General features: G+C 71.9%; 18 protein-coding genes and 1 pseudogene. 13 read left to right on the top strand and 6 right to left on the bottom strand.

The window, feature by feature from the left end; translation table 11 throughout:
- The first annotated feature begins 1 nt into the window (after position 1).
- The 8 genes from IF29_RS0116200 to IF29_RS0116165 all read left to right on the top strand — a co-directional run bounded on the left by IF29_RS0116200 (position 2) and on the right by IF29_RS0116165 (position 13,354).
- Positions 2 to 901 carry a carbohydrate ABC transporter permease gene (locus IF29_RS0116200; RefSeq protein WP_030254910.1) on the top strand — a complete coding sequence of 300 codons (900 nt, stop codon included), beginning with the start codon at positions 2 to 4 and terminating at the stop codon, positions 899 to 901.
- A complete protein-coding gene (locus IF29_RS0116195) occupies positions 901 to 1,809 on the top strand; it encodes a carbohydrate ABC transporter permease (protein WP_030254907.1) in 909 nt (302 codons plus the stop codon). Before IF29_RS0116200 ends, IF29_RS0116195 begins: the two co-directional genes overlap by 1 nt.
- Positions 1,806 to 3,941 carry an alpha-galactosidase gene (locus tag IF29_RS0116190; protein ID WP_030254904.1) on the top strand — a complete coding sequence of 712 codons (2,136 nt, stop codon included), beginning with the start codon at positions 1,806 to 1,808 and terminating at the stop codon, positions 3,939 to 3,941. The genes IF29_RS0116195 and IF29_RS0116190 overlap by 4 nt, the downstream gene beginning before the upstream one ends.
- 69 nt (positions 3,942 to 4,010) lie before the next feature.
- The gene (locus IF29_RS0116185) at positions 4,011 to 4,769 is read left to right on the top strand and encodes an SDR family NAD(P)-dependent oxidoreductase (RefSeq protein WP_030254901.1); all 759 of its coding nucleotides are present in this window, start codon (positions 4,011 to 4,013) and stop codon (positions 4,767 to 4,769) included.
- Between the two features lie 68 nt (positions 4,770 to 4,837).
- Positions 4,838 to 5,572 carry a FadR/GntR family transcriptional regulator gene (locus IF29_RS0116180; protein ID WP_030254900.1) on the top strand — a complete coding sequence of 245 codons (735 nt, stop codon included), beginning with the start codon at positions 4,838 to 4,840 and terminating at the stop codon, positions 5,570 to 5,572.
- Positions 5,569 to 6,714 (top strand): galactonate dehydratase, encoded by a 1,146-nt coding sequence (gene dgoD, locus IF29_RS0116175; protein ID WP_030254897.1) that lies wholly within the window; start codon positions 5,569 to 5,571, stop codon positions 6,712 to 6,714. Before IF29_RS0116180 ends, dgoD begins: the two co-directional genes overlap by 4 nt.
- Positions 6,708 to 7,559 carry an aldose epimerase family protein gene (locus tag IF29_RS0116170; protein WP_380522955.1) on the top strand — a complete coding sequence of 284 codons (852 nt, stop codon included), beginning with the start codon at positions 6,708 to 6,710 and terminating at the stop codon, positions 7,557 to 7,559. Before dgoD ends, IF29_RS0116170 begins: the two co-directional genes overlap by 7 nt.
- Positions 7,560 to 7,777: 218 nt before the next feature.
- Positions 7,778 to 13,354, top strand: a complete 5,577-nt coding sequence (locus IF29_RS0116165; protein ID WP_157623778.1) for a CHAT domain-containing protein — start codon at positions 7,778 to 7,780, stop codon at positions 13,352 to 13,354.
- Positions 13,355 to 13,422: 68 nt separating this feature from the next.
- On the opposite strand, the gene IF29_RS0116160 is transcribed toward IF29_RS0116165, so the two are convergent.
- The 3 genes from IF29_RS0116160 to pdxR all read right to left on the bottom strand — a co-directional run bounded on the left by IF29_RS0116160 (position 13,423) and on the right by pdxR (position 17,450).
- Positions 13,423 to 13,683, bottom strand: a complete 261-nt coding sequence (locus IF29_RS0116160; RefSeq protein WP_051725389.1) for a hypothetical protein — start codon at positions 13,681 to 13,683, stop codon at positions 13,423 to 13,425.
- 27 nt (positions 13,684 to 13,710) lie between these two features.
- The gene (locus tag IF29_RS0116155) at positions 13,711 to 15,744 is read right to left on the bottom strand and encodes a hypothetical protein (RefSeq protein WP_030254887.1); all 2,034 of its coding nucleotides are present in this window, start codon (positions 15,742 to 15,744) and stop codon (positions 13,711 to 13,713) included.
- A 245-nt stretch (positions 15,745 to 15,989) separates the two neighbouring features.
- Complete coding sequence (gene pdxR, locus IF29_RS0116150) at positions 15,990 to 17,450, bottom strand: MocR-like pyridoxine biosynthesis transcription factor PdxR (protein WP_232242186.1); 1,461 nt, start codon at positions 17,448 to 17,450, stop codon at positions 15,990 to 15,992.
- Between the two features lie 113 nt (positions 17,451 to 17,563).
- Between pdxR and IF29_RS0116145 the strand changes: the two genes are divergently transcribed.
- Entirely contained in the window at positions 17,564 to 18,157 is a 594-nt protein-coding gene (locus IF29_RS0116145; protein ID WP_030254882.1) for a TIGR03086 family metal-binding protein, read from the top strand.
- 43 nt (positions 18,158 to 18,200) lie between these two features.
- Here IF29_RS0116145 and IF29_RS0116140 read toward each other — a convergent pair whose 3' ends face one another.
- Positions 18,201 to 19,088 carry an MBL fold metallo-hydrolase gene (locus IF29_RS0116140; RefSeq protein ID WP_030254879.1) on the bottom strand — a complete coding sequence of 296 codons (888 nt, stop codon included), beginning with the start codon at positions 19,086 to 19,088 and terminating at the stop codon, positions 18,201 to 18,203.
- 175 nt (positions 19,089 to 19,263) lie between these two features.
- Here IF29_RS0116140 and IF29_RS0116135 point away from each other — a divergent pair, with 175 nt between their 5' ends.
- From IF29_RS0116135 to IF29_RS0116120, 4 genes are all read left to right on the top strand, one after another.
- Positions 19,264 to 20,007 (top strand): class I SAM-dependent methyltransferase, encoded by a 744-nt coding sequence (locus IF29_RS0116135; protein WP_030254876.1) that lies wholly within the window; start codon positions 19,264 to 19,266, stop codon positions 20,005 to 20,007.
- A 112-nt stretch (positions 20,008 to 20,119) separates the two neighbouring features.
- Positions 20,120 to 20,644 carry a hypothetical protein gene (locus tag IF29_RS0116130; RefSeq protein WP_030254873.1) on the top strand — a complete coding sequence of 175 codons (525 nt, stop codon included), beginning with the start codon at positions 20,120 to 20,122 and terminating at the stop codon, positions 20,642 to 20,644.
- Positions 20,645 to 20,715: 71 nt separating this feature from the next.
- Positions 20,716 to 21,228: a GNAT family N-acetyltransferase gene (locus tag IF29_RS0116125; RefSeq protein WP_030254869.1), complete on the top strand. Its 513-nt coding sequence runs from the start codon at positions 20,716 to 20,718 to the stop codon at positions 21,226 to 21,228.
- A gap of 329 nt (positions 21,229 to 21,557) precedes the next feature.
- Entirely contained in the window at positions 21,558 to 22,013 is a 456-nt protein-coding gene (locus IF29_RS0116120) for a protein-tyrosine phosphatase family protein (protein WP_232242174.1), read from the top strand.
- 179 nt (positions 22,014 to 22,192) lie between these two features.
- Here the strand turns inward: IF29_RS0116120 and IF29_RS0116115 are convergent, their stop codons facing one another.
- Together IF29_RS0116115 and IF29_RS0116110 are read right to left on the bottom strand one after the other, a co-directional pair.
- On the bottom strand, positions 22,193 to 22,903 hold the full coding sequence (locus tag IF29_RS0116115; protein ID WP_030254864.1) for an N-acyl homoserine lactonase family protein: 711 nt from the start codon (positions 22,901 to 22,903) through the stop codon (positions 22,193 to 22,195).
- A gap of 96 nt (positions 22,904 to 22,999) precedes the next feature.
- Positions 23,000 to 23,398 (bottom strand): annotated as a pseudogene (locus IF29_RS0116110) (N-acetyltransferase family protein); the annotation flags it as partial.
- Between the last annotated feature and the right edge of the window lie 90 nt (positions 23,399 to 23,488).

Below are 23,488 nucleotides of genomic sequence, written 5' to 3'. Positions count from 1 at the left end.
CATGGCGGTGCTGACCATGCCACGGCGGCGACCCGGGGCCACCCGGGTGCCGCCGCTGGTCCTGGCCTTCGTCCTGGTGCCGCTGCTGGTGGAGGCGGCCTGGGTGTTCTGGCCCGCGCTGCAGGGCTTCTACCTGGCCTTCACCTCCTGGGACGGCCTGGCCGCCCCGCGGTCGGTGGGGTTCGGCAACTTCACCACGATGGTGCACGACCCGGTGTTCCGCACCGCCCTGGGGAACACCGTGCTGTGGCTGCTGCTGTTCGGCGGCCTGTCCGCCGCGCTCGGCCTGGGCGCCGCGCTGCTGCTCCAGCAGGAGCGCCGCGGGATCGGGTTCTACCGGGCCGCGCTGTTCCTCCCGGTGGTCTTCTCACTGGTGGCCACCGCACTGGTGTGGCAGGGCATGTACCAGCCCGACGGCCTGATCAACCAGGTGCTGCGGGCCGTCGGCCTCGGCGGCTGGCAGCACGCCTGGCTCGCCGACCAGAGCACCGCCTTCTACGCCGTGATCGTGCCCGCACTGTGGCGGGAGATCGGCTACGTCATGGTGCTGTACCTGGCCGGCCTCAAGGGCATCGACCCGCAGCTGTACGAGGCCGCGCGCGTCGACGGAGCCTCGCGCTGGCAGCAGTTCCGCCATGTGACACTGCCTCAACTGTCCAGCGTCAACGCGGTGGTGCTCTCCGTCATCGTGATCGACTCGCTGCGCTCCTTCGACGTCGTCTGGGCCCTCACCCGCGGCGGCCCGTACCACTCCTCGGAACTGCTGAGCACCTACATGTACTCCACCGCCTTCCAGTCGCTGCGGCTGGGCTACGGCTCCGCCCTGGCAGTCGTGATCTTCGTGCTGGCCTTCGGCGTGATCGCCACCTACCTGGTCCGGGCCTTCAAGGAGGCGAGCTGATGGCCGCCACCCAGGCCCCGACCCGCACCGTCGGCGCCCCGACCGGGACCAGGCCGCCGGCGGACGGCAACGCCCGCGCGGTGCGCGCCCGCCGGGCCCGCACCGCGGGCTTCCATCTCACTGCAGGCCTGCTGTCGCTGCTGTGGCTGCTGCCCATCGCCCTGGTGCTGGTCACCAGCACCCGCTCGTTCGACGACATCGCCGCCCACGGCATGGGCAGTTGGCCCCGCTCGTTCACCCTGGCCAACTTCGGTCAGGCCTGGAACGAGGGCGGCCAGGGCCATGCCATGGTCAACAGCCTGATCGTGACCGTGCCCACGGTGCTGCTGTCCCTGCTGCTGGCCTCGATGGCCGCATTCGGACTCAGCCGCTACGACCTGCCGCTGCGACGCACCCTGCTGCTGGTGATGCTCTCCGGCAACCTGCTGCCACCGCAGATCCTGCTGATCCCGGTCTCCAAACTGAGCGAAGTCATCGGCATCTACGACCAGTTGGACGCCCTGATCGGGGTCCAGGTGGGCTTCGGCGTCGGCTTCTACGTCTTCGTGCTGCACGGATTCATGCGCGCCATCCCCGCCGAGATCCAGGAGGCCGCCGTCATCGACGGCGCCGGACCCTGGCAGATCTACTCCCGCATCATCCTGCCGCTGGCCCGGCCAGCGTTGGCAGCCCTGTCCGCCCTGTCGTTCACCTGGATCTTCAACGACCTGCTGTGGGCGATCACGGTGCTGCGCACCGACAGCAAGATGCCGATCACCGCATCGCTGATCGGCCTGCAGGGCCAGTACGTCTCGCTGTGGAACGTCATCGCCGCCGGATCGGTGATCGCCGCAGCCCCCACCGTCGCCGTGTTCCTGCGCTTCCAGCGCCACTTCGTCGCCGGCCTCAACCTGGGAGCGGTCAAGTGAGCCGTCAAGCAAGCCCCACCGACCCGTGGATCCTGCGCACCGAACACACCGCCTACGCGGTGGCGCTGGACCCGAGCGGCCGCTGGGCCGAACTGTCCGCCTGGGGGCCGCACGGCATCGAGACCGGCCCCTCGCCGATGCACTGGTCCCGCCGCACCCACTTCCTCACCCCCGCCGACGCGGCGCCCGCCGAACACCTGCCCCAGGGCCTGCGCCCCTTCACCGGAGCCGACCTGATCGCCCATCACCCCGGCGGGCCCCGGGGCAGCTGGTACGCGTTCACCGGCGTCGACCAGGACGGCGACCAGGCCCTGCGACTGCACTTCGACGACGAGCTGCTCGGACTGCGCACCACCCTGCACTACCAGGTCGTCGCAGGCACCGACGTCATCCAGCGGTGGACCGAACTGACCTGCACCGGAGACCGGGAACTGCGCCTGGAGCGGTTCGACTCGGCAGCCGTGAACGTCCCCGTCGACCGGGCCCGGCTGACCTACCTGGCCGGCCAGTGGTCGCAGGAGTTCCAGCTCACCCAGCTGGAACTGGCCCGGGGACGCTTCGAAATGACGAGCAGTCAGGGCGTTCCCGGGCACGCGTACGCACCCTGGCTCGCCGTCCAGGACGCCACCGCGTCCGCCCACGGCCCCACCGCGACCTACGGGATCGCCCTGGCCTGGCCCGGCAACTGGCGCATCAGCGCCGACGCCGAACCCGGGGGCGCGGTCAGGGTGCGCGCCGGGCGGCTCCCCGACCAGGGCGCAGTGCGGCTGGCCCCCGGAGCATCGCTGACCACACCCGTACTGGCCTGCGCCTTCAGCCCCGACGGGCTGGACGGGCTGGCCCGGGTGTGGCACCAGTACGAACGCGTCCTGGCGGGGGAGCGACTGCTGCGCCCCCGTAAGGTCCTCTACAACTCCTGGGAGGCCACCGGCTTCGACGTCCGGGCCGCCGACCAGCTCGAACTCGCGCGGACCGCAGCTGAGTTGGGAGTTGAGCTGTTCGTCGTGGACGACGGCTGGTTCCCTGGCCGGCACGACGACACCGGTGGCCTGGGCGACTGGTACCCGGATCCGGAGAAGTTCCCGGAAGGATTCGACCACTTCATCGGCAAGGTCCGGGCCCTGGGACTGGACTTCGGACTGTGGGTGGAACCGGAGGCGGTCAGCCCCGCCTCGCAGCTGTACGCCGAGCACCCGGACTGGGTGTACCGCCTCGACGGCCGGCCGGCCACTCTGGTCCGCAACCAGCTGCTGCTCGACCTCGGCCGCGCCGAGGTGCAGGAGTTCGTCCTGGCCACCCTGGACCGACTGCTCAGCAGCCACGACATCAGCTACCTCAAGTGGGACATGAACCGGCCGCCCACCGAACGCGGCCGCCCCGGCCAGCAACCGGACCAGAACTCCGAGGGCCCCGACGTCGAGTACCAGGACCTGGACGCGGCCCATGTCGCCGGCTACCTACGGGTCCTGGACCGGCTGCGCAGCGCGCACCCGCAGGTGACCGTCGAAGGCTGCGCCGGCGGGGGCGGCCGCATCGAGCACGCCACCCTCGCCCGCACCGACGTGGTCTGGCCCAGCGACAACACCGCGCCCATGGACCGGCTCAGGATCCAGTACGGATACCTGCACGCCCACGCCGCCCACACGATGAGCTCGTGGGTCACCGACGCGCCGGGCCTATTCGACCCCAGGCCCCGCTCCCTCGCCTTCCGCTTCGTGACCGCGATCTCCGGCGTGCTCGGCATCGGCGCCGACATCCGTGCCTGGACCGAGCGGCAGCGCGAGGAGGCGGCCGGCTGGATCGCCCGCTACAAGCAGGTGCGGGACGTCGTTCACCACGGCGAGGTGCACCTGCTGAACAGCCCCGCCGACCCCACCTGCGGGCTCCAGTTCCAGACCCCGGACCGGGACCGCGTCGTGGTCACCGCCTGGAGCACCGGCCTCCTGGACGGCGCACCCCTGGTACCGGGCCGACCCGCCCGGCTGCGGCTGCGCGACCTGGACCCCGCGGCCGGCTACCTGGACCAGGACGGCGGAACCCGCTACAGCGGAGCCCACCTCATGCACGCCGGCCTGCCCTACGCCTGGACCCCCGAACGCGACGCGGAGCTGACGGTCCTGGTACGCACGTAGCCGCACGGACACAATGACCCTTCGTCAACCCGCCCGGATCACCCGCTCCCGAAGGAGACCCCACTTCCCATGGACATCGCGGCCCGCTTCACCGACCGCGTCGCCGTCGTCACCGGTGCCGCCTCCGGCATCGGCGCGGCCGGCGCCGCGCGTCTGGCCGCCGAGGGCGCCTCGGTCGTCCTGGCCGACATCGACGCCGAGCGCGGCGAGGACGCCGCCGCCGGGATCCGCAAGGACGGCGGCCGGGCCCGCTTCGTACGCGCCGACGTCTCCCAGGAGGCGGACTGGGAGCGGGTGGTGGAAGCCGCCCACGGGTTCGGACCCGTCGGCGTCCTGGTCAGCAACGCCTACACGGTCCACGTCGCCCCGGCCCACGCCACCTCCCTCGCCTCCTGGCAGCAGCAGCTCGCGGTCAATCTCACCGGGGCGTTCCTCGGCTTCAAGGCCGCCCTGCCCGACCTCCGCGAGCACGACGGCGCGGTGGTGCTCACCTCCTCGGTGCACGCGCACAAGGGCATCCCGGGACACCCCGCCTACGCGGCCAGCAAGGGCGCGCTGCTGTCGCTGTGCGGGCAGCTCGCCGTCGAGTACGGGCCCGCGGTGCGGGTGAACGCGGTCCTGCCGGGGCCGATCCTGACCGCCGCCTGGGACCGTGTCTCCGAGGAGGACCGCGCCCGCAGCGTGGCCGAGACCGCGGCGGGCCGCTTCGGCACCCCCGAGGAGGTCGCTGCCGCGATCGCGTTCCTCGCCAGCGGCGAGGCCTCCTACATCACCGGATCCAGCCTGCTCGTTGACGGCGGCTGGAGCGTCGTCAAATCCTCGGCCTGAACGCACCGCACCGAACCAGCTCCGACCTCCGATCTCCGACCCGACCCCGAGAAAAAGGCAGACAGCAGATGCAGCCGTACGCACGTCGCGGAGTGCACGGTCAGACCGTCGAAACCCTGGCCCGGAAGATCCTCAGCGGGTCGCTCCCCGAGGGGGCCACGCTCGACATGGTCGCCCTGCAGCAGGAGATGGACGTCAGCCTGACCGCACTGCGCGAGTCGCTCAAGGTGCTCGCCGCCAAGGGCATGGTCGACGCCCGGCAGAAACGCGGCACCTTCGTACGCCCCCGGGCCCAGTGGAACCTGCTCGACGCCGACGTGCTGCGCTGGCAGTTCGCCAGCAGCACCGGCTCCGCCGTCGACGTGGCGCTGCTGCGCAACCTCGGCGAGGTCCGCGGCATCGTGGAACCCGCCGCGGTGCGACTCGCCGCCGAACGCCGCACCGACGCCGACCTCCAGGCCCTCGCCACCGCCCTGGAGGCGATGGGGCACGAGGGCGATGCCGCCCACGCCATCGAGGCCGACCTCGCGTTCCACCGCGCACTGCTGACGGCCACTCACAACGAACTGCTGGAACGCATGGAGATGGTCATCGAGTCCGGGCTGGCGCACCGCGACCAGATCGTGCACAGCGCCCCGCACAGCGAGGACCCGGTGCCCAGCCACCGGGCGGTCCTGGACGCGGTCCGCGCCGGCGACCCCGACGCCGCCGAGCGGGCCATGAAATCCCTGCTCACGCAGGCCATGCGCGACCTGGACAAGATCCACGGCAGCCACGACGACAAGGACACCCAGGACCAGTGAAGATCGCACGAATCGACACCTACCTCGTCCCGCCCCGCTGGCTGTTCTGCCGCATCGAGACCGACGACGGCGTCGTCGGCTGGGGCGAGCCGGTCGTCGAGGGCCGCGCCGAAGTGGTCCGCAGCGCGGTCGACGTCCTCAGTGAGTACCTCATCGGCCAGGACCCGCTGCGGATCCAGGACCACTGGCAGGTGCTGACCAAGGGCGGCTTCTACCGGGGCGGCCCCATCCTGTCCAGCGCCGTCGCCGGCCTGGACCAGGCGCTCTGGGACATCGCCGGCAAGGCCCTCGGCGTGCCCGTGCACCGACTCCTCGGCGGCCCGGTCCGGGACCGGGTGCGGGTCTACGCGTGGGTGGGCGGTGACGAGCCCGCGCAGCTGCGCGAGCAGGTCCAGGCCCAGGTCGAGGCGGGGTTCACGGCGGTGAAGATGAACGGCGCCGGCCGCACCGCGCCGATCACCACCCCCGCGCAGACCGCCGCGGTCGTCGACCGGGTCGCCGCCGTCCGCGAGGTCCTCGGGCCGCACCGCGACGTGGCGATCGACTTCCACGGCCGCTTCAGCGCCGCCAACGCCCGCCGGGTGCTGCACGAACTGGTACCGCTGCACCCGCTGTTCGTCGAGGAGCCGGTGCTGCCCGAGCAGTCCCACCTGCTGGCCGGCCTGGTCGACGCCACCCCGGTGCCGCTGGCCACCGGTGAGCGGCTGTACTCGCGCACCGACTTCCTGCCCGCGCTGACCGCCGGCATCGCCGTCGCCCAGCCCGACCTCTCCCACGCCGGAGGGATCTCCGAGGTGACCCGCATCGCCTCCCTCGCCGAGACCTTCGGCGCACAGCTGGCACCGCACTGCCCGCTGGGACCCATCGCCCTGGCCGCCAGCCTCCAGGTCGCCTTCAGCACACCGAACTTCCTGATCCAGGAGCAGAGCCGGGGGATCCACTACAACAAGGAGGCCGACCTGCTGTCCTACCTGGTGGACGCCGAACCGTTCCGCTTCACCGACGGCCACGCTCACCGCACCGACCTGCCCGGCCTCGGCATCACCCTGGACGAGCAGGCGGTCCGCGCCGCGGACCGCAGCGGCCACGCCTGGCGCAACCCGGTCTGGCGCCACGCCGACGGCTCCTTCGCCGAGTGGTGACCCGCACGGACGCCGTACCGGACAACGACCCGCCGGCCAGCGACCCATCGGACAGCGGCATGCGCATCCGCACCGATCCCGACCACGGGGGCCGCTGGACCTCACTGCGGGTCCACGGCCGCGAATGGCTGTGGCACCGCGACGAGCCACGCCGCCCCGGCATCCGCCCCGCAGACGATTTCGCCGACGCCGGCGGCCTGGAGGAGTGCCTGCCGACCGTGCGCGGCCGACCGGACCACGGAGACGCCTGGTCCCGGCCCTGGCAGCGCGGCGACGGCCAGGAGAGCGTGGAGTGCCCGCAGTTCCGGCTCACCCGCCGCATCCGCACCAGCGGCCCGACCGCGACGGTGGACTACACCCTGGCCGCCGACCCCGGATACCGCTTCCTGTGGGCCGCCCACGCCCTGCTGGACCTCTCGCCGAGCGCCCGGATCCACATCCGCGACGGGACGCCCACCCGGCTCTACCCGGACGAGGGCGCGCACTGGCTTCCCGGCCGCTGGCCCCTGCTGCAGGGCCACGCCCTGGACCGCCTGCAGCCCGAGGACGGCACCGCGGTCGGCGCCGTCGTCGCCACCACCCGGGTCGTGGTCGTGGACGGGCAGGACGAGCTGCAGCTGGAACTCGACGCCCATGAGCAGCCCGGCTCAGTCGCGCTGTGGCGCAACCTCAACGGCTTCCCGCAGCCGACCCCCTACCGGTCGGTCGGCGTGGAGCCGATGCTCGGGCGGGTCTTCGACCTGGCCGCGGCCGGGCCCGACGACGCTGCCGAGGTCCCGGCCGGCGGTGAGGTCCGCTGGCGGCTGACCATCACCGGCAGACGCCGCCCGCACCCCGGGACCTGACCAGCCCCTCCGGACGGACCTCGGAGCTTCTCCAGGGATCCGAGGTGACATCAGCACGACGCCCTCCGCACGGGGGGCGTGGGTGCCATGCTTGAGGCGGGTCCCGGGGGGTGGACATGGCCAGGGGTGATGCGGCTGCGGCATTGGCGGCCCGAACGGACGAGTACCGGCGCGGGGGCGATACGGCCCTGCTGCAGAATGCGGGGCTGGCAGGAGAGTTGGACGAAGCCCTCCGTGACTGTACGACCCCTGGCGAGGAGGTCGGCGTCTGGGTGTCGGTGGGGGAGCTGTTCCGGCTGGCGTGGGCACATGCCGACGGGGATCAGGTGGACGAACTGGTCGCGGCGCTGTTCCTCACGGCCGTCGCGCTGGCCGCTCCGGGCGCGGTGCCGGAGGAGGCTCGGGACGCCGTGCTCGTCCTGCCCGCGGATGCCAATGCCTGGGACGCGCTGGCCGCATGCGCGCTGCCGCTCGCGGTGACGGTGCGTCAGCCTGTGCTCCGGGTCTTCACGCAGGACCTGGCGCAACGCGCGGAGCGTGCGGCGGAGCCCTCATCCCACTACCTCAGTGGGGGCGCCCGCGCCGTCGTCAGGCTGTTCCTCTCGGTACTGCAGGAGCGCTGGGAGCGGACCCGTCTCCCGGACCACCTGGACGCGGTCGTCTGCGGGGCGGTGCTGGCGGCCCAATGGGCGGGTGTTGAAGCAGAACCGGAGACCGCGCTCACGCTGGCCGAGGCGAAGGTTCTCCAGTTCGCCCTGACCGGCCGACACGAACTCGCCCGCGAGGCGACGGGACTCTTCGGGGCCGTCGAGACCGTACTGCCCAAGGGCGACGGCCGTCGCGACGGCGCTGCCCGCGGCCGGAGTCGTGTCGCCCGTCTGGCCGACGACGACGCGGCCCGCCTGGCCTTCCTCGGCGATCTGCGCTGGGAACGCTTTCTGCGCAGCCGAGACACCCAGGATCTGCTCGCCGCGGTCGAGGCCATGCGGGACGCGGTTGCCGCGACCCCGCCCGGCGCTGCCGACCGCGGCCGTAACCTGGCCAACCTGGCCAACTCCCTGGTCAATCTGGCACTGCTCACAGACGACCCGACCACGCAGGAGGAGGCTCTCGGCGTGGCCCGCGCCGCCGTGGCCGCCGCCGACGCGGCGCACCGCTGGACGGCCCTCGTCCTGCTGGGCAAGGCATGGTTGCAGGTTCTGCACCGCACGAACGACATCGCCGCCGCGGACGAGGCGCTCGGGACGCTGCGGCAGGCGGTGGCCTGCAGCGACGGGGCGGAGCAGCGAGGCACTGCCCTGACCGCGCTCGCCGAGGTGCTGAGGCTTCGCTCCCGCGTCGCCCCGACGGTTCCGGACGGCAGTGCCCCGGACCTGGACCTGGCGGTTGCCCATGCCCGCGAGGCCGTCGGCCTCGTTCAACCGGGCGGTCCGAACCACGCCGCCGCCGCCGAGTGCCTGGTGCAGACGCTGCTCGGCCGACTGTTCGATCAGCACGACCATCGCGATCTGCTCGACGCCCTGGAGTGCGCCCGTGGCATGCGCGCCGAGGAGGACCAGCCGTTCCTCCGCAGAACGGCGCTCCTGGCGCGGCTGCTCGACCGGTCCGAGACGGACATCGGCAGCTACCCGCCGGTGGACGTGGAGCCCGAGGCGGCGGCCGAGATCGTCCGGATGGCACATGCTCTGGCACAGGCCGTCGAGGACGACGACCTGACGGTCCGTCTCTTCCTGGCGGCGACGGCATGGTCCGTGCTCGGGAACGAACCGGACGCGGTCCCCCGGCACCTGCTGGACACAGCACAGTTCCTGATGGACCGCGGACGGTTCCGCGCGGCGAACGGACTGCTCGCCCACGCCGTCCATGGGTTCGCCGAGGCCGGCGAGCGCTTCTGGGAGGCGTACGCGATCTCCCGAACCGGCCTCAACCACGAAGACCTCCAGGAGTGGGACCGTGCGCTGGACGCCTTCGCGCGCTCCGCTCCGCTCTTCCGGGAGTCGGGAGACGCCCACTGGGAACTGCTTCAGATCGGCAACATGGGCATCGTCCAGGCCAAGCGCGGTGACCACGGCGACGCCGTGGAGTACTTCCGGCGGACCGTGGAGCTGGCCCGGGTCGCCGGGCTGGCGCGCGACGAGGCGGACTATCTCAGCCGGGAGGGCGACTGCCACCGGGCTCTGGGCGACCACGCCGCCGCCGCGCACTGCTACGAGCAGGCCGGTGCCCGTTACCTCGAGTGCGACATGGGCGAGGAAGCAGCCTTCAGCCTGTCCAGCCTGGCCGCAGCCCGGGCCGCGGTCGGAGAACCGGACGCGGCGGTGCGGGCCGCAGTCCGGGCGGCCGAGGCAGCGCCGGAGTGGCAGACAGCGGCGCAGGTGCTCAGCGACACGGCGGAGGAACTGCTGCGCGGCGGCTGGCTGGACCAGGCCGCCGGAGTCGAGGAACGGCTGGTGGGCGTGCTGGAACAGAGCGGGCAGCCGTACCGGGCCGCGGGCGCCTGCTTCGCCGCCGGCCACCGCCGTCATGCCGCCGGTGACACGGTCGGCAGCATGGCGGCCTTCGAAGCGGCGCGCGACGCCTTCCTGCGGATCGGTCGCCCGGCGCACGCGGCCCAGGTCGACTACCAGCTCGGCGGACTCTACCTGGAGTGCGACGCCCCGGACCGGGCGGCGGACGTGCTCCGCGCCGCAGCGGACACACTTGAGGCACACGGTCTCGACGAGGTGGCCGTCGGGGCCCGCACCCTGGCCGCAGGCTGCCTGACGGCTGTGGGCGAGCGGACCGAGGCGGAGGCGCAGATCGCGGGGGCGGTGGAGATCGCCGCCCGCTCGGGCAACACCGCGTCCCTGTTCGAAGTGGCACTCGCACAAGCCCGGCTGGCCCGCTCCGGCGGTGACGCGGACGCCTGGGCCGCCGCCCTGGACCGGGCCGATCTCGTGACCGGGGGAGACCCGGCCCGCGAGGCTCTGGTCCACGCTGAGCGCGCCCGGTTGGCGGAGGCCGACGGCGAGACCACCCTCGCCGTCGAGGAGTGGGAACTGGCCACCGAGCTGTTGCGGGAGTTGCCGAAGGCGCAGGCTGTGGCGCGAGTCCGGCTCGGCCTGGCGCTGGAGCGTGCGGGGGAGGCCGGACGGGCTCGCTCGGTCCTCGACGACGCCGTCGAGCTGATGCTGGACCCCGGTAAAGCCGCCTGGGACCTGACCGGGCCGGCTCAGGTCGTCAGCGGCGGCTTCGCCGCGGACGAGGAACTGCTCCTCCGGCTGGCCTCCCTCCACGCCGGCACGGGTGACTCCGACCGGACCCAGGCGCTGATGCGCAAGGCGGTCAACCTAGCCGAAGCGGCCGGCCGGCCGGTGGAACCGTGGATCGCCGCCGTGGTGGACAGCGAGGAGAACGGGCACCGTCCGACGCCGTCCCGCTCCCTGGCCCGACTGGAGGAGGCGCTGGGCGCGGACCACGAGCCGGGTGTGACGGCGATGCTCCTCGAACGGGCGGCCGGCCACGCCCTGGGCCTCGGTCGACTGGAACAGGCCTACGCGTACGCCGTCCGTGGCGCGGCGCTCGGGCTGGAAGGGCCGATCCAGACCGAGCTGCTACGCCTTGCAGGAGCCTGCGCGCGGGCGCTGGGCCGGCTGGAGGAGGCTGTCATCCGCCTCACCCGCGCATCGGAGCTGGCGTCCGTCGCGGAGCCGGGACGGACGCAGCAACGGGCCGAGATCCTGAACTCCCTCGCTCTTGCCTACATCGACCAGGGGAAGGCGGCGGAGGCGGGCCGCCTGCTCGCCGAGGGGCTGACCCTGGTCGCCCCCCATCAGGGAGCCGGCAGGAGCAGGGCGGCCCTGCTGTCCAGCAGGGCCGGTCTCAAGCGTGCCCTGGGCGACCTGGACGGTGCGCTGGCTGACTATCGGGAGTCCATCGCGATCCACCTCGACCTCGGCGGGGGCGAAGCGCTCGCCGGTGAGTACGCCAACCTGGCGATGGTGCACCGGGACCGCGGGGAGACCGGAACGGCACGGGACCTGCTCCGGCGAGCGCTGGAGTCGGAGCGGGCCCTGGGCCAGGAGCGTGGCGTTGTGCTGGACCTGTTGAACCTGGGCACGCTCGAGGCCGATCCGCGCGATGCCGTCGGGTACTGGCAGGAGGCCCTGGAGATCGCCGAGCGGATCGGCCATGCCGAAGGCCGTGCCACAGCGCTGTCGAACCTCGGTGCCGTCGATCTGCTCCGCGGCGATCCCGCTCACGCCCGCGAACAGTTGGACCAGGCGGTCCGCCTGCTCGAGGACGCGGGGGCGCTCGGCAGGCTGGCCCCGGTGCTCCACAACCGCAGTACCGCTGCAGAGCAACTCGGCGACCAGGCGGCGGCGCTCGCGGACGCCGAGCGGGCAGGCGACCTCCAGGAGGCGCTGCTGGCGGGCGGCCCGCGCACCGCCCAAGCGCAGTCCATCCAGGAGCGGATCCTCAGCCTGGCCGTGGCACAGGGAGCGGGAGCGACCGCCTGGCGGCAGACCGAGCGGGTCAAGGCGCGGAGCCTGGCGGCCCTGCTCGGGGAAGGGACCTGGCCGCCCCCTCCCGGCGTGGACGAGACCCTGCTCGCCGAGGAGCGGCGGCTGCTGGCCGTGGTCGGCGAGCGGCGGGAGGCTGTGCACCGGGTCGGGGCCGCACTGCCGGAATCCCCGGCGGCCGACCGTCTGGCTGCCGCGGAGGCCGAGCTGGACCGCCTCTGGACCGAGATCGCGCCCATGGCCCCGGACTATGCGGCCCTGCGCCGCGCCGAGGCCCCCGGGCCGGACCAGTTGGCCCGGCTGCTCGGTCCCGGCCGGGTCGGGCTGCTCGGCTTCCACGTCGGGGCGGAGGCCGTGACGGTGCTGGTGCACCGCACCGGACTGGCCGAGCCGATGGCGTTCCGGTCCACGGCGGCCCGAGTACTGCTGCCGGCGCTGTCGCACGCCCGTGGCGGCGAGATCCCCGGGGTGGTGCAGACCGAGGACGGGCAGGAGCAGGCGGTGGACCTCTGGCGGCTGTTCGCGGACCTTCTGCTCACCCCGGCACTGGAGCTCCTGGGGGATGACCTCGACGTGCTCCACCTGCTTCCGCACCGGGAGTTGCTGAGGATGCCGCTGCATGCGCTGGCCCCGGGCGGGCGGACACTGCTCGAACGCCACCCGATCGCCTACGCGCCCTCCGCCGGCGTGCTGCTGCAGCTCCAGGCGCGGCCGCCGGTGCCGGACGGCAGGCCGTCCCGCGTGATCGGCTACACCCCGGACCCGGCCGAGCGCGCGCTGTTCGAGGGGGAGGCCGAGGACGTGGCCCGACTGCTCGGCACCCGGGCCCACACCGGCGAGGACGCCCGGGGCGCGCTGCTCGCAGGTGCCTGGGACACGCTGCACCTGTCCTGCCACGGCGTCTTCGACGAACGGGACCCGTTCGGCTCCGGGATCCGGCTCGCCGACGGACTGCTCACCGCAAGGGATTTGATGAACCGCCGGATCGACGCCGGGCTCGTCGTGCTGAGTGCCTGCGAGACCGCGCTCAGCGCCGACTCGGGCGGGGACGATGTCGCCGGCCTCGGCCACGCGCTGCTCTACTGCGGCGCCAGGTCCGCGCTGCTCACTCTCTGGCCGGTGGAGGCGCGGGTGACCCGGTCCGTGATGACGGATCTCCACGACCGGCTGCGCAGGAACCAGGGCAGGGCGGCGGCGCTGCGTGCGGCCGTGCTCGACCTGCGCGACCGCAGCGGCTGCGAGGACCCGGCAGTGTGGGCCCCCTACGTGCTGCTCGGGCAGGCGGGGGAGTGAGGCGCAGGAGGCCGGCCGTTCCTGTGGCCGAGCCCTGGTCCCTCGTGCGGTCCGGCCGCCGGGACGGGTCAGTCACCCATCCAGTTGTGGCTGCCCGCAAGCGTCGCGGCCACCAGGTAGCCGAAGAACCCGGCGGCCAGCCCGATGGCGTAGCAGCCGAAGAGGTCGGGCGAGTCGAACAGCGCGGCCACCGCGCCGCCGCCGACCGCTCCGACGACCGTCGCGATGTCGGACAGCGCGACGCCGTCCGTTCGTCGCCGCAGGGTGCGGTAGGTGATCCAGCCGATCACCAGACCGAAGCAGCCGGCGCCGACATCACCGAGAATCATGGTTGAGTCCCTTGTCAGGTAGGCGTATCAGGGAAGGACCAGATGCAACTCGCTGGAGCAGTAGGCAGTGTAGGCGAGGCCCAGCAGATTCCCCTTGCCCAGTAGCCGGGTTCGCATGTCCGCCAGTGCCTCGCCCACGGTCGCCCCAGTGGCGAAGCTGTCCCAGAAGAGCTCGGCCACCTCGCCGGCGAGCGCCTGGTGCACGGCGGTCTCGGTGCCGATGACGCCGGCGGCGTTGACGCCCGCGAAGGCGTCGACGAAGTGGCACAGCGACTCCGGTGTGATCTCCGCGGTGTGGCAGCCGTTGATGAAGACCAGAGGCGGGACGACAGTCCAGTGCTCGTGCGGCCAGAGCCCGTCGAACCAGGCCGTGACATCACCCGGGGTGATCCGTTCGTCTGTTCCCACCTCCAGATAGGGCAGCGGCTCCGCCGCCCCCGGCACCGCTTCACGGCGTCCGTGGCAGTAGAAGTACACCAGCGGCAGGTCCGTCCTGGAGAGTCCGGTGACGATCTGCTCGCGCGAGGTGCAGACGGTGATCGCCACCTGGGCCAACTGTCGCCTGAGGGAACGCACATGGGCCGTGGTCATGCTCTGGTCGAGCGCGGTGGTGAGCCCAAGGACCATGTCCGCCCGTCCGCGGGTGCGGATGGCGACCGGCAGGGCCCGCGAGTTCGGGACCGAAGGTGGCTGCTCGATGGCGTGCCTGAAGCCCCAGAAGCCGTACGGACAGAGTGTATTGATGCTGTGCTCGGCAGCGTGGGGACAGGCGCGAGGCGCGGGGGTCGCCGGGTCGAAGCTGTCGAGCGATCGGCAGAGCCGGTGTGCCTCGGGATTGCCGTCCTCCAGCGGGATGTCATAGACCAGCGCCCACGGGAAGACCAGGCTCGACCGGGCGGCTCGGGCGACCTGGACGGTAGCCGACCGGGCGAGGAGCTCGGACAGGCTGCGTCGTTGCGTCGGCTGGTCGGCGAGGATGACGTTCCAGAGCCGGCGGCCGAAGAGCGCCAAGCTGCGCAGGTCGGCCTCCAGTTCCTTGCGCGGCTTGCCGTTGTTCGGATCGAGCCGGTTCCTGGGACGGCGACCGCCAGTCATGTGCAAGTCACGCAGCACGGTTCGCGCCGCTGTTGCAGCGCTGCGTACCTGACCCTCGGTCAGCCTGAAGGACACGGTGCGGCCCAGGCCGCGGGCTTCCCCTGCGGCGCCGAGGCCGTTGAAGGTGAGGGTGTGCGAGCCGTCCGCGGCTGTCTCGGTGACGATGCTCATGTCGCGCGGGGGCAGAGAGTCCAGGTCCCGCAGGCCCGATGTGAGGGTGTAGTCGATCCGGCCCCGCACGCCGATGCCCGCCTGCTCCAGCAGTTCCACCTCTGCAGCGATCTGCAACGACTGGACCAGGCCGCCCCGATGGCGGATGCTGAGCCGCAGCCGCGCGGAACCGGCGCGGGCCGCCGTCCGGAACGGCACGAACACCTCACGACGGCGTTCGTCGGGGCGGCATCGGTGCGGGCCGTCGACGGTGCAGTCGCACGCCCACGCGGTGCCCTCGGTGGGCAGAAACAGCGCCGTGTCCTGCTGGGCCGGGGTGGGCAGGAGGCCGAGGCCGGCAACCGACAGCGTGAGCCAGTGCCCGGACTCGGTGGCAGGCAGCAGCTCCGCGGGGAACGGCTCCGGGTTCTCCACAACGCTGTCGGACGACCGGGCGCCGATGTCGATCCGTAGGGCGTAAGCGCGGCCCACCGCCAGGGAGGTGGCGCGCGGATGCGGATCGCGGCCGGGCTCGCTGACCACACAGACGTTGACATGCCGGACGACCTGGCGCTGCGGCAAGGGGTCCGCCTTGACGGGGCCGGCGGGCTGCGGGACCTCGAAGGGCACTCCGGAATGCCGCCGTGCCAACCAGGTGGAGTACCCCAGGCCTCTCGCGGCCAAGCCGAGCACGACGTCGAGCACGATGGCGGCTGCGGTCGACGCGGTGACCGCGTCGACCATCCACGAAGCACCGAGGCTCACCACCGCGATCACGGACAGTACGAGCAGGGGGAGCAGAACGAACGCGAGCAATCCCTCGATCCTGCTGCCACGCCTCCGGGCCATCGGCGCTACCCCCCTGGGACGGACGTGTCAGGTCAGCCAGCGTAGGGAGTGACGAAGGCAGGCGGAGGGACAACGGTTGAATTGCGGCCCGCCAGGGGTTCCAAGGATCGGCGACTACCTCGACGGGTCGTAACCGCAGCAGCTCTGGCGCCTGTCGAACGGCTGGACGACAGTGACGCATGCACCACGGTCGGCGAACCGGCCCGGATGAGCTACTCGATGCCCGCTCCCGCCCAGGACCTCACCTCGGGCGGGCCGAGCACGCGGTGCAGGCCCGGTTCGATGTCCGGCGCACTGATCGAGCCGTAGCCGAGGACCAAGCCCGGGCGCGCGAAGGGGTCGGCGGCGACCTCCGCCAGGGTGTGCACCGCCACGCCGGAGGCGCGGGCCAGGGCGGCCTGGTCCGCGAGGGCGTCGGGGTCGGCCAGGTGCCCCCGGGTGTAGGCGGTCACATGCAGGCCGGCGGCGGACGGCACCAGTTCGGCGAGGTCCGGGTACTGGCCCGCGAGCGCGCGGGTGACGGCCTGGTGCCGGGCCGCGTAGGTGTGTTGCATCCGGCGGACGTGCCGGGCGAGCAGCCCGTCGTCGACGAAACGGGCCAGCGCCGCCTGGGCTGGGACCGCCGTGTGCCAGTCGACGGTGTACTTGGCGGTGCGCAGCGCGGTGCGCAGTGGGGTGGGTGCCACCAGGAAGCCGATGCGCAGCGAGGGCAGCATCACCTTGGAGAACGACCCCACGTAGATCACGTGGCCGTCCCGGTCCAGGCTCTGCAGCGTCTCCACCGGCCGTCCGCCGAAGCGGAACTCGCTGTCGTAGTCGTCCTCGATCACCGCCGCACCGTGCCGCCGCGCCCACTGCAGCAGTGCGGTCCTGCGCCGCAGGGACATCGGCATGCCGAGCGGGAACTGGTGGGCCGGGGTGACGTACACGGCGCGGGTACCCGGCGGGATGGCCTCCACCAGCAGGCCCTCGGCGTCCACCGGCACGCCGCAGACCTCGGCGCCCTGCGCCAGGAACGGCAGCCGGGCCGGCGGGTAGCCGGGATCCTCGACGGCCACCCGGTCGCCCGGTTCGAGCAGCACCCGTCCGACGAGGTCCAGGGCCTGCTGTGTTCCGGTGGTCACCAGCATGTCCCTCGGGCCGGCCCGCACGCCGCGGGACAGTCCGATGCGTCGGGCGACGGCGGCCCGCAGCCCGGCGTGGCCGGCCGGATCGCCGTATCCGGCCGCCGCGGCCGCGGACAGGCGCAGTTCCCGGGCCATCAGCGGCCGCCAGGTGTCGTAGGGGAAGAGCCGGGCGTCCGGCAGGCCGACCCGGAAGTCATGCGTCGGCGCCCGGATCTGCGGCGGCGCCCAGGGGGACAGGCCCGCCCACAGGGCGCGCGGGCGCAGTCCCGGGCCGCTGGGCTCGGTGGCGCTCTCGGACCCGGAGGCGGGCAGTCCGGTGGTGCGCACATAGGTACCGGAGCCGACCCTGCTGTCCGCGTATCCCTCGGCGACGAGCCGGTCGTAGGCGACGGCGACGGTGTTGCGGGCCACCGCGAGTCGTCGGCTCAACTCCCTCGTCGGCGGCAGCGGGTCGCCGGGCCGCAGCAGTCCCTCGTGGATGGCGGTGCGCAGTTGACGGTAGATCTGGCCGGACAGGTCACGCTGCCCGTCGAGGCTGACGTGCACGTCCAACTCGGCGCTCCGTTCCGCTCCGTCCGTTCCGGCCCGGCAATTGGCTCAATCGATCGGCAGCCTATTGGCTCTGGAGCCGAACCGCTGCGCGACCGTACGCTCGGACCATGGACATACGCGAACTGGACCGTCAAGCACTGTCGCTGACCGGGGAGTTGGTCTCCCGGGTGAAGACCGACCAGCTGGCGTCGGCGACGCCGTGCGCGGACTGGACCCTGTACGGCCTGTTGCGCCATCTGGTCAGCCAGAACGAGGGGTTCGCCGCATCGGCCCGCGGCGGCGGCAAGGAGTGGGCCGTGTGGCGCGACGGCGAACTCGGCGAGGACCCGGCCGGAGCGTTCGCGGCGTCGGCGGACCAGGTCACCGAGGCGTTCGCCGCCGACGACGTGCTGGAACGGCAGTTCGCGCTGCCGGAGGTGGGCGAGGGCTTCGCCGTCCCCGGGCGCATCGCGATCGGCTTCCACATGGTCGACTACGTGGCGCACGCCTGGGACGTCGCGGCGACCATCGGCGCCCGCTGGGAACCCTCCGCCGAACTCACCGCCGCCGCGCTGCGGGTGGCCGCGCTGGTCCCCGACGAGGGCCGCGGACCCGGTGCCGCGTTCCGCAGCCGGATCGTCGTCCCCGAGGACGCCCCGCAGGGTGACCGGTTGCTCGCCCTGCTCGGCCGCGACCCGTCCTGGACCCCGGGAATGCGCTGATCCCCGTCCGGCGCCGGCCGGCACCGTTGGGCGTGCGGATCGATCACCAGCGCAGCGCGGTGAAGTCGACCGGTCGGTCCGGGAGTTGTGCGGTGCGGCCGGCCAGGTCGTGCAGGCGGCGGGCGAAGTCGTCGGCCGGCAGCTGCCTGCGGTCGCCGTGGCCCGGCAGCAGCCAGCTGAAGCGGATCCGTGGCGCGGTACGGGTCAGTGACGCGGCCAGTTCGCTGATGGAGTACCAGGTGACCGACTCGGCGACGGCGAGATCGGCGTCGGACCGGGACCAGTAGAAGCTGTCGCCGCTGAAGCAGTAGGTGTCGTCGGCGAGATAGAGCACGCTGCCCTCGGTGTGTCCCGGCAGCGGGTGCGCGGTGACCCCTTCGGCGATCTCCACGGGTTCGCTGCCGCGCAGGACCGCGTCGGCGTCCGGCGCGGCGGCCAGGTCGCCCTCGTGGATCCAGAGCCGGGCGCCGAACCGGTCGGCATAGGCCCGGCCGTGCGCGGCATGGTCGCGGTGGGTGAGCAGCACATCGGTCACCGTTCCGACCGTCGCGAATTTCGTCGCCAGGGCGGAACTCCAGCGCGGTGTGTCGATCATCATCAGGTTTCCGGCGGGCCGGCGCAGCAGATAGGAGTTGGCACCGGCAGTGTGCGGCGAATTGTGCCCGCACAGGTACACGTGCTCGGCCAGGCGGAGCGGGAACGGATCGAGAGCGGGGTCCGGTCCCCGCGCGCCGAATCTGATCGAGCGGGTGTGACACGCGAAGGCTGCAGCGTGCAGCGCTGCCGCCTCGGCCTCGGTGCGCGGCTGCCGGACCACCGCTGAGCGGCCGTCGACCTCGGCGACCAGGCCGGGCGCGAGCTGCCGGGCGGCGTCGCAGTTGGTGCAGCGCCGATCGACTCGCCAATCGGTGTCGGTCGAATCATTTCCCATGGCACATCAGATATCATGCGGAATGCGCAAAAGCCAGTCGATGAATACGGTTGACATTGTCTGTGAATGCTGTTCTCCGGGGTATTTCCGCGCGGGGTCGGCGAATCCGTCGAAGCAATTCCGCCGGGCATAAATCCGGTGGACAGCGCGGGCGCCTGCGGCGATCGTGGACGGCATGGAGCAACAGCAGACCTGGGACGCCGATGCCGCCCAGCGCTATGACACGCCGGGCAGCGGCATGTTCTCGCCGGAGGTCCTGGCTCCGACGGTGGCCTTCCTCGCCGGGCTCGCCGCAGGCGGCCGCGCGCTGGAGTTCGCGGTCGGAACGGGGAGGGTGGCCGTGCCGCTCGTCGGGCGGGGGGTGCCGGTGACCGGCGTCGAACTGTCGCTCGCGATGATCGAACAGCTGCGGACCAAGGTGGACGAGGCTACGATCCCGGTGATCGTCGGCGACATGTCCACCGCCACGGCCCCGGGGGAGTACACGCTCGTCTACCTGGTCTACAACACCATCTCCAATCTGCTCACCCAGGCCGAGCAGGTCGCCTGCTTCCGCAACGCCGCCCGGCATCTGACGCCGGGCGGCCGTTTCGTCATCGAGCTCGGCGTGCCCGACCTGCGCACGCTCCCACCGGGACAGCAGGGGACGCTCTTCGACGTCCAGCCCGGCTACATCGGCCTGGACACCTACGACGTGGTAGAGCAGCACCTGGTGTCGCACCACTTCTCGTTCGACGACAGCCGGCAGGCCCGGCTCTACCGCAGCAAGCACCGCTACATCTGGCCGGCCGAACTCGACCTCATGGCTCAACTGGCCGGATTCGAGCTGGAGTCCAGGCAGGCGGACTGGACCGGGACGGAGTTCACCGCCGAGTCGCGCTCCCATGTCTCGGTGTACCGGATCCCGACCAACCCCTGACACCGCTCCGCCGACCTGGTCCCCGACGCGCGGCCCCGGCGGCACCGTGGCCGGGCCGCACCGGGATAGGCTCGGCGGCGGTCATGATCCCGCGTCCAGGAGGGAAGGTCCGTTGGCCGGCAGCGAGATCGATCCGCACCGGGTGGTGCAGCGGACCCTGTCCGATGCGCTCGACCGTCTGACGTCCGCTCCGGCCCCTCCGGCCTGGTGCGCTGCGGTGCGCCGAGCGGCCGAGCTGCAGGCACCGGCCTGGGAAGGCGACGCGGCGCCGACCGCTGAGGTGGACCTGCAGACACTGTCCCTGTCCCTGTACGTACTGGCCCACCAGGGCGGCGGGGAACCGTCCGAGGTGACGCCGGACGCGCTGCGGAAACTGCTGGACGGGCCCGAGGACTGGAACGGCGAACCGCAGCTGCGGGCCAGCTCCGCCGAGACCCTCAGAGCACTCGGACACTTCCCGCCGGAGCACGATCCGGCCGAGCGGATCCCTGACCCGATCGGGCAGATCTGGCAGGACCTCACCTACCAGCCCGAGCCCGAGGACCCGATGGACGACACCGAACCGGACCCCTCGGCGATGCACGGCGCCGTCGCCCGGCTGCGCCGTGAACTGCCCTGGGACTCCGCCAGTTGGTGACAGCGGTGCGGCCGTACTTCCGTATCGCCGAACGCCGTCGAGCCGCCCCGGCACCGTGAAATGATCACCGTATGCCTGAGCTGATCGCGCCCACCGTCCGTCTGCACGCCAGCTGGCTGGAGGCACATCGGGAGTGGGGTCCCGGCCTGCACGAGGACGGCTTCGGGTTGCTGCCATCCGACGAGGTCGAATCCCCGGAGGGGTTCGCCACCTGGGTGGCCCGGCTGGCCGCCGACTCGGATCCGGCCCACGCCGACCGGTGGTGCTGCACCTACCGGTGGATCGTCGACGGCGACCGGGTGCACGGCGCGATAGCGCTGCGACACGGAGCGGACGACTTCGTGCTCTGGGCCGGCCACATCGGCTACGGCATCCGCCCGTCCTCCCGCCGCCGCGGCCTGGCCCGCTGGGCCCTGGGCCGAATGCTCGACGAGGCCCGGACCCAGGGCCTGGACCAGGTACTGATCGTCTGCGAGGCCGACAACATCGCTTCGGCCATGACGATCGAGCGCCACGGGGGAGTCCTCGGAAGCATCCAGGACACCGAGATCGGCCCCGTACGGCGCTACTGGATCACTCTCTGAACTCGTTCTCCATGGTCTGGCCTTGAACGGTGACCCGAATCCGCCGGGGGTTCGGGAACCTCCGCCCGACCTTCCCGCCAGGCTCGTGCGCCAAGGACCATCGCGGCCGGGGCCGGGGCGACTGCTCGGCTCCGTCAACGGCAGAAGGCTCCGTGCTTCGGCGTCGGCAAGACCGAACTGCGCGACCTGAGGATCAAGGAACGACGGCAGCGCATCGAACAGGGAACGCAACCGACTGGCTGTGTCGTTGGTCCACCCGGAGAGGAGCGTCTGTGAGGACACGGCAGAGGGACCGGGGCGCCCCCGAACCACAGGCACCGTGGAACGAGGTGCGGCCGCGGCTGTGGCTGGGTGGGCACTTCTGGGCCGGCCCGGACGGTGAGGTGCAGACTGCTGTTGTCGGTGCTGAATTCAACCTGGTCATAAGCCTGTTCACTCGACCGGGCCATGGACCGTACCCCGGAGTCGACCATCTGATCAGTGAGATCCCAGACGGCCCGCTCAGGGCCGAGGAGCTGTACTCGGTCCAGCAGCTGGCGATCACGGCCGCTGAGGCCGTACGCAACGACCGCACCGTTCTCGTACGCTGCCACTCCGGCTACAACCGCTCCGGCCTCGTGGTCGCACAGACCCTGATCGAGCTGGGCCAGGACCCCGCCACCGCCATCGCGCTCATCCGGCAGAGACGATCGCCCTGGGCTCTGAACAACCAAACCTTCGAGCATTACCTCACCACGGGACTCGACGTCGCCTACCTCCTGGCCGGACTCGACGCCCGCGCCTGACCATCAGCGATCGTGCCGCCGCCAGCAGCAGGACTGGGGGCGAGTCGGCCTGCGGGTGAGACGGCAGGTCATCAGAGTCACGGCCGCCCAGGTCAGGTGGACCTCGGAGTGCTTTCTATCCGGTGCCGCACTCTCAAGCGCCTGCCAAGGTTGTGACCTGCAAGACAGACACTGAGGTCTCAACTGCTCTGGCGGAGTGGCTCCCAGACTGAGCAGTCGTGCGCGAAGAGCACGCGTCGTGGGTCGAAGTCGCTGATTCGCTCCAGCCAGGGTCGGTAGGTGGGAAGCGGTGGTTCCAGACCTTGACGGACGGCAAGGCGAGCCAGGTGGTCCGATGAGAACTGGGATGCGAAGTCGTGCGCCTGGCCTGCGAGGATCACGGTGCCGTCGCTTTGCTGGATCACCAGCGACTGGTGCCCGTCGGTATGTCCGGGAGTGGGGACGATCCGGACCCCGGGCCAGACCTCCACCTCGCCGTCGACCTCCTCGTAGGTGGCACCGGGGAAGTCGACGAGTTCGTCGATGGTGTAGCCGCCTCGGCGGGCAGTGGCCAACTCGACGGCCTGCACCAGGATGGGTGTGCCGCCCAGCGTTGGATTCCCTCCGCAGTGATCGAAGTGGAGGTGGCAGTTCACGACCAGGGACACATCGGCAAGGGTGACTCCCGCATCCGAGAGGGCGCCCTGCAGCGCCCTGCGTTGTGGGCGGTAGTGGGCCTCGGTCCCCGGGTCGACGGCACCGATGCCGGTATCGAAGAGGATCAGTCCTCTGTCGTGTTGCACAAGATAGGCAAGGACGGGTTCCACTCGCGGCTGTGGGCCCTCGGTCTCCGCTGCGGGTCGGACGAGGTAGCCCAGGTCGAGTCGACGCACTGCCGTGTCGTTTCCCATCCGGCCATCCTGACAGGCGGCATGGCCGCCCTGGGGCCGTCCGCCGACGGCGGCCCCCGTCCCAAATCGCTGTGAGGGCAACCCGTAGGCGTGGCGTCAGTCCTCCTGACGGAAGTCCAGCAGGTAGAGGACCTTGTCGTAGCGGCGTGTGCCGACGGCGACGAAGTCGGGCAGGCGGCCGTATTCGGTGAAGCCCAGCGACCGGTAGAGGTGCAGGGCATTGCTGTTGTCGCCACGGGCGTCCAGGGTGAGGACCTCGATACCCGCCCGCCTGGCGTCAGCGATCAAGGCCGCGGTCAGTGCCCTACCGATGCCACGACCATGGGCGGCAGCGTCCACCGCGAGCTTCTCCAGATCGGCGTGCGGACGATGGGTCGGTCGCGCGTAGCGCAGCCAGTACCCCAGCCCGACCATTCGACCGTCGACGTAGGCGGCACGCAGGCTCGCGTCACCGGCGTGCGCCGCAGATAGGACCTGGCCAATAAGTTCTGAGAGGGCGTTAAGTCCCGTTCTTGATGGTTTGGCGTCGCTCGTTCGTGGGGCTGTCCGTCATCCAGGAGTGCCCGGTGGGGCTTGGGCTGTGTC

Source organism: Streptacidiphilus jeojiense (genome assembly GCF_000719095.1).
GTDB lineage: Bacteria > Actinomycetota > Actinomycetes > Streptomycetales > Streptomycetaceae > Streptacidiphilus > Streptacidiphilus jeojiensis.
This window is presented reverse-complemented; position numbering and strand designations above follow the sequence as displayed.

Bases quoted from the DNA above. Each gene is read 5' to 3' on its own strand.
- IF29_RS0116135 (WP_030254876.1), top strand. From the start codon at position 19,264: ATGGAGCAACAGCAGACCTGGGACGCCGATGCCGCCCAGCGCTATGAC.
- IF29_RS0116140 (WP_030254879.1), bottom strand. From the start codon at position 19,088: ATGGGAAATGATTCGACCGACACCGATTGGCGAGTCGATCGGCGCTGC.
- IF29_RS0116185 (WP_030254901.1), top strand. From the start codon at position 4,011: ATGGACATCGCGGCCCGCTTCACCGACCGCGTCGCCGTCGTCACCGGT.
- IF29_RS0116125 (WP_030254869.1), top strand. From the start codon at position 20,716: ATGCCTGAGCTGATCGCGCCCACCGTCCGTCTGCACGCCAGCTGGCTG.
- IF29_RS0116160 (WP_051725389.1), bottom strand. From the start codon at position 13,683: ATGATTCTCGGTGATGTCGGCGCCGGCTGCTTCGGTCTGGTGATCGGC.
- IF29_RS0116195 (WP_030254907.1), top strand. From the start codon at position 901: ATGGCCGCCACCCAGGCCCCGACCCGCACCGTCGGCGCCCCGACCGGG.
- IF29_RS0116115 (WP_030254864.1), bottom strand. From the start codon at position 22,903: ATGGGAAACGACACGGCAGTGCGTCGACTCGACCTGGGCTACCTCGTC.
- IF29_RS0116145 (WP_030254882.1), top strand. From the start codon at position 17,564: ATGGACATACGCGAACTGGACCGTCAAGCACTGTCGCTGACCGGGGAG.
- IF29_RS0116200 (WP_030254910.1), top strand. From the start codon at position 2: ATGGCGGTGCTGACCATGCCACGGCGGCGACCCGGGGCCACCCGGGTG.
- IF29_RS0116180 (WP_030254900.1), top strand. From the start codon at position 4,838: ATGCAGCCGTACGCACGTCGCGGAGTGCACGGTCAGACCGTCGAAACC.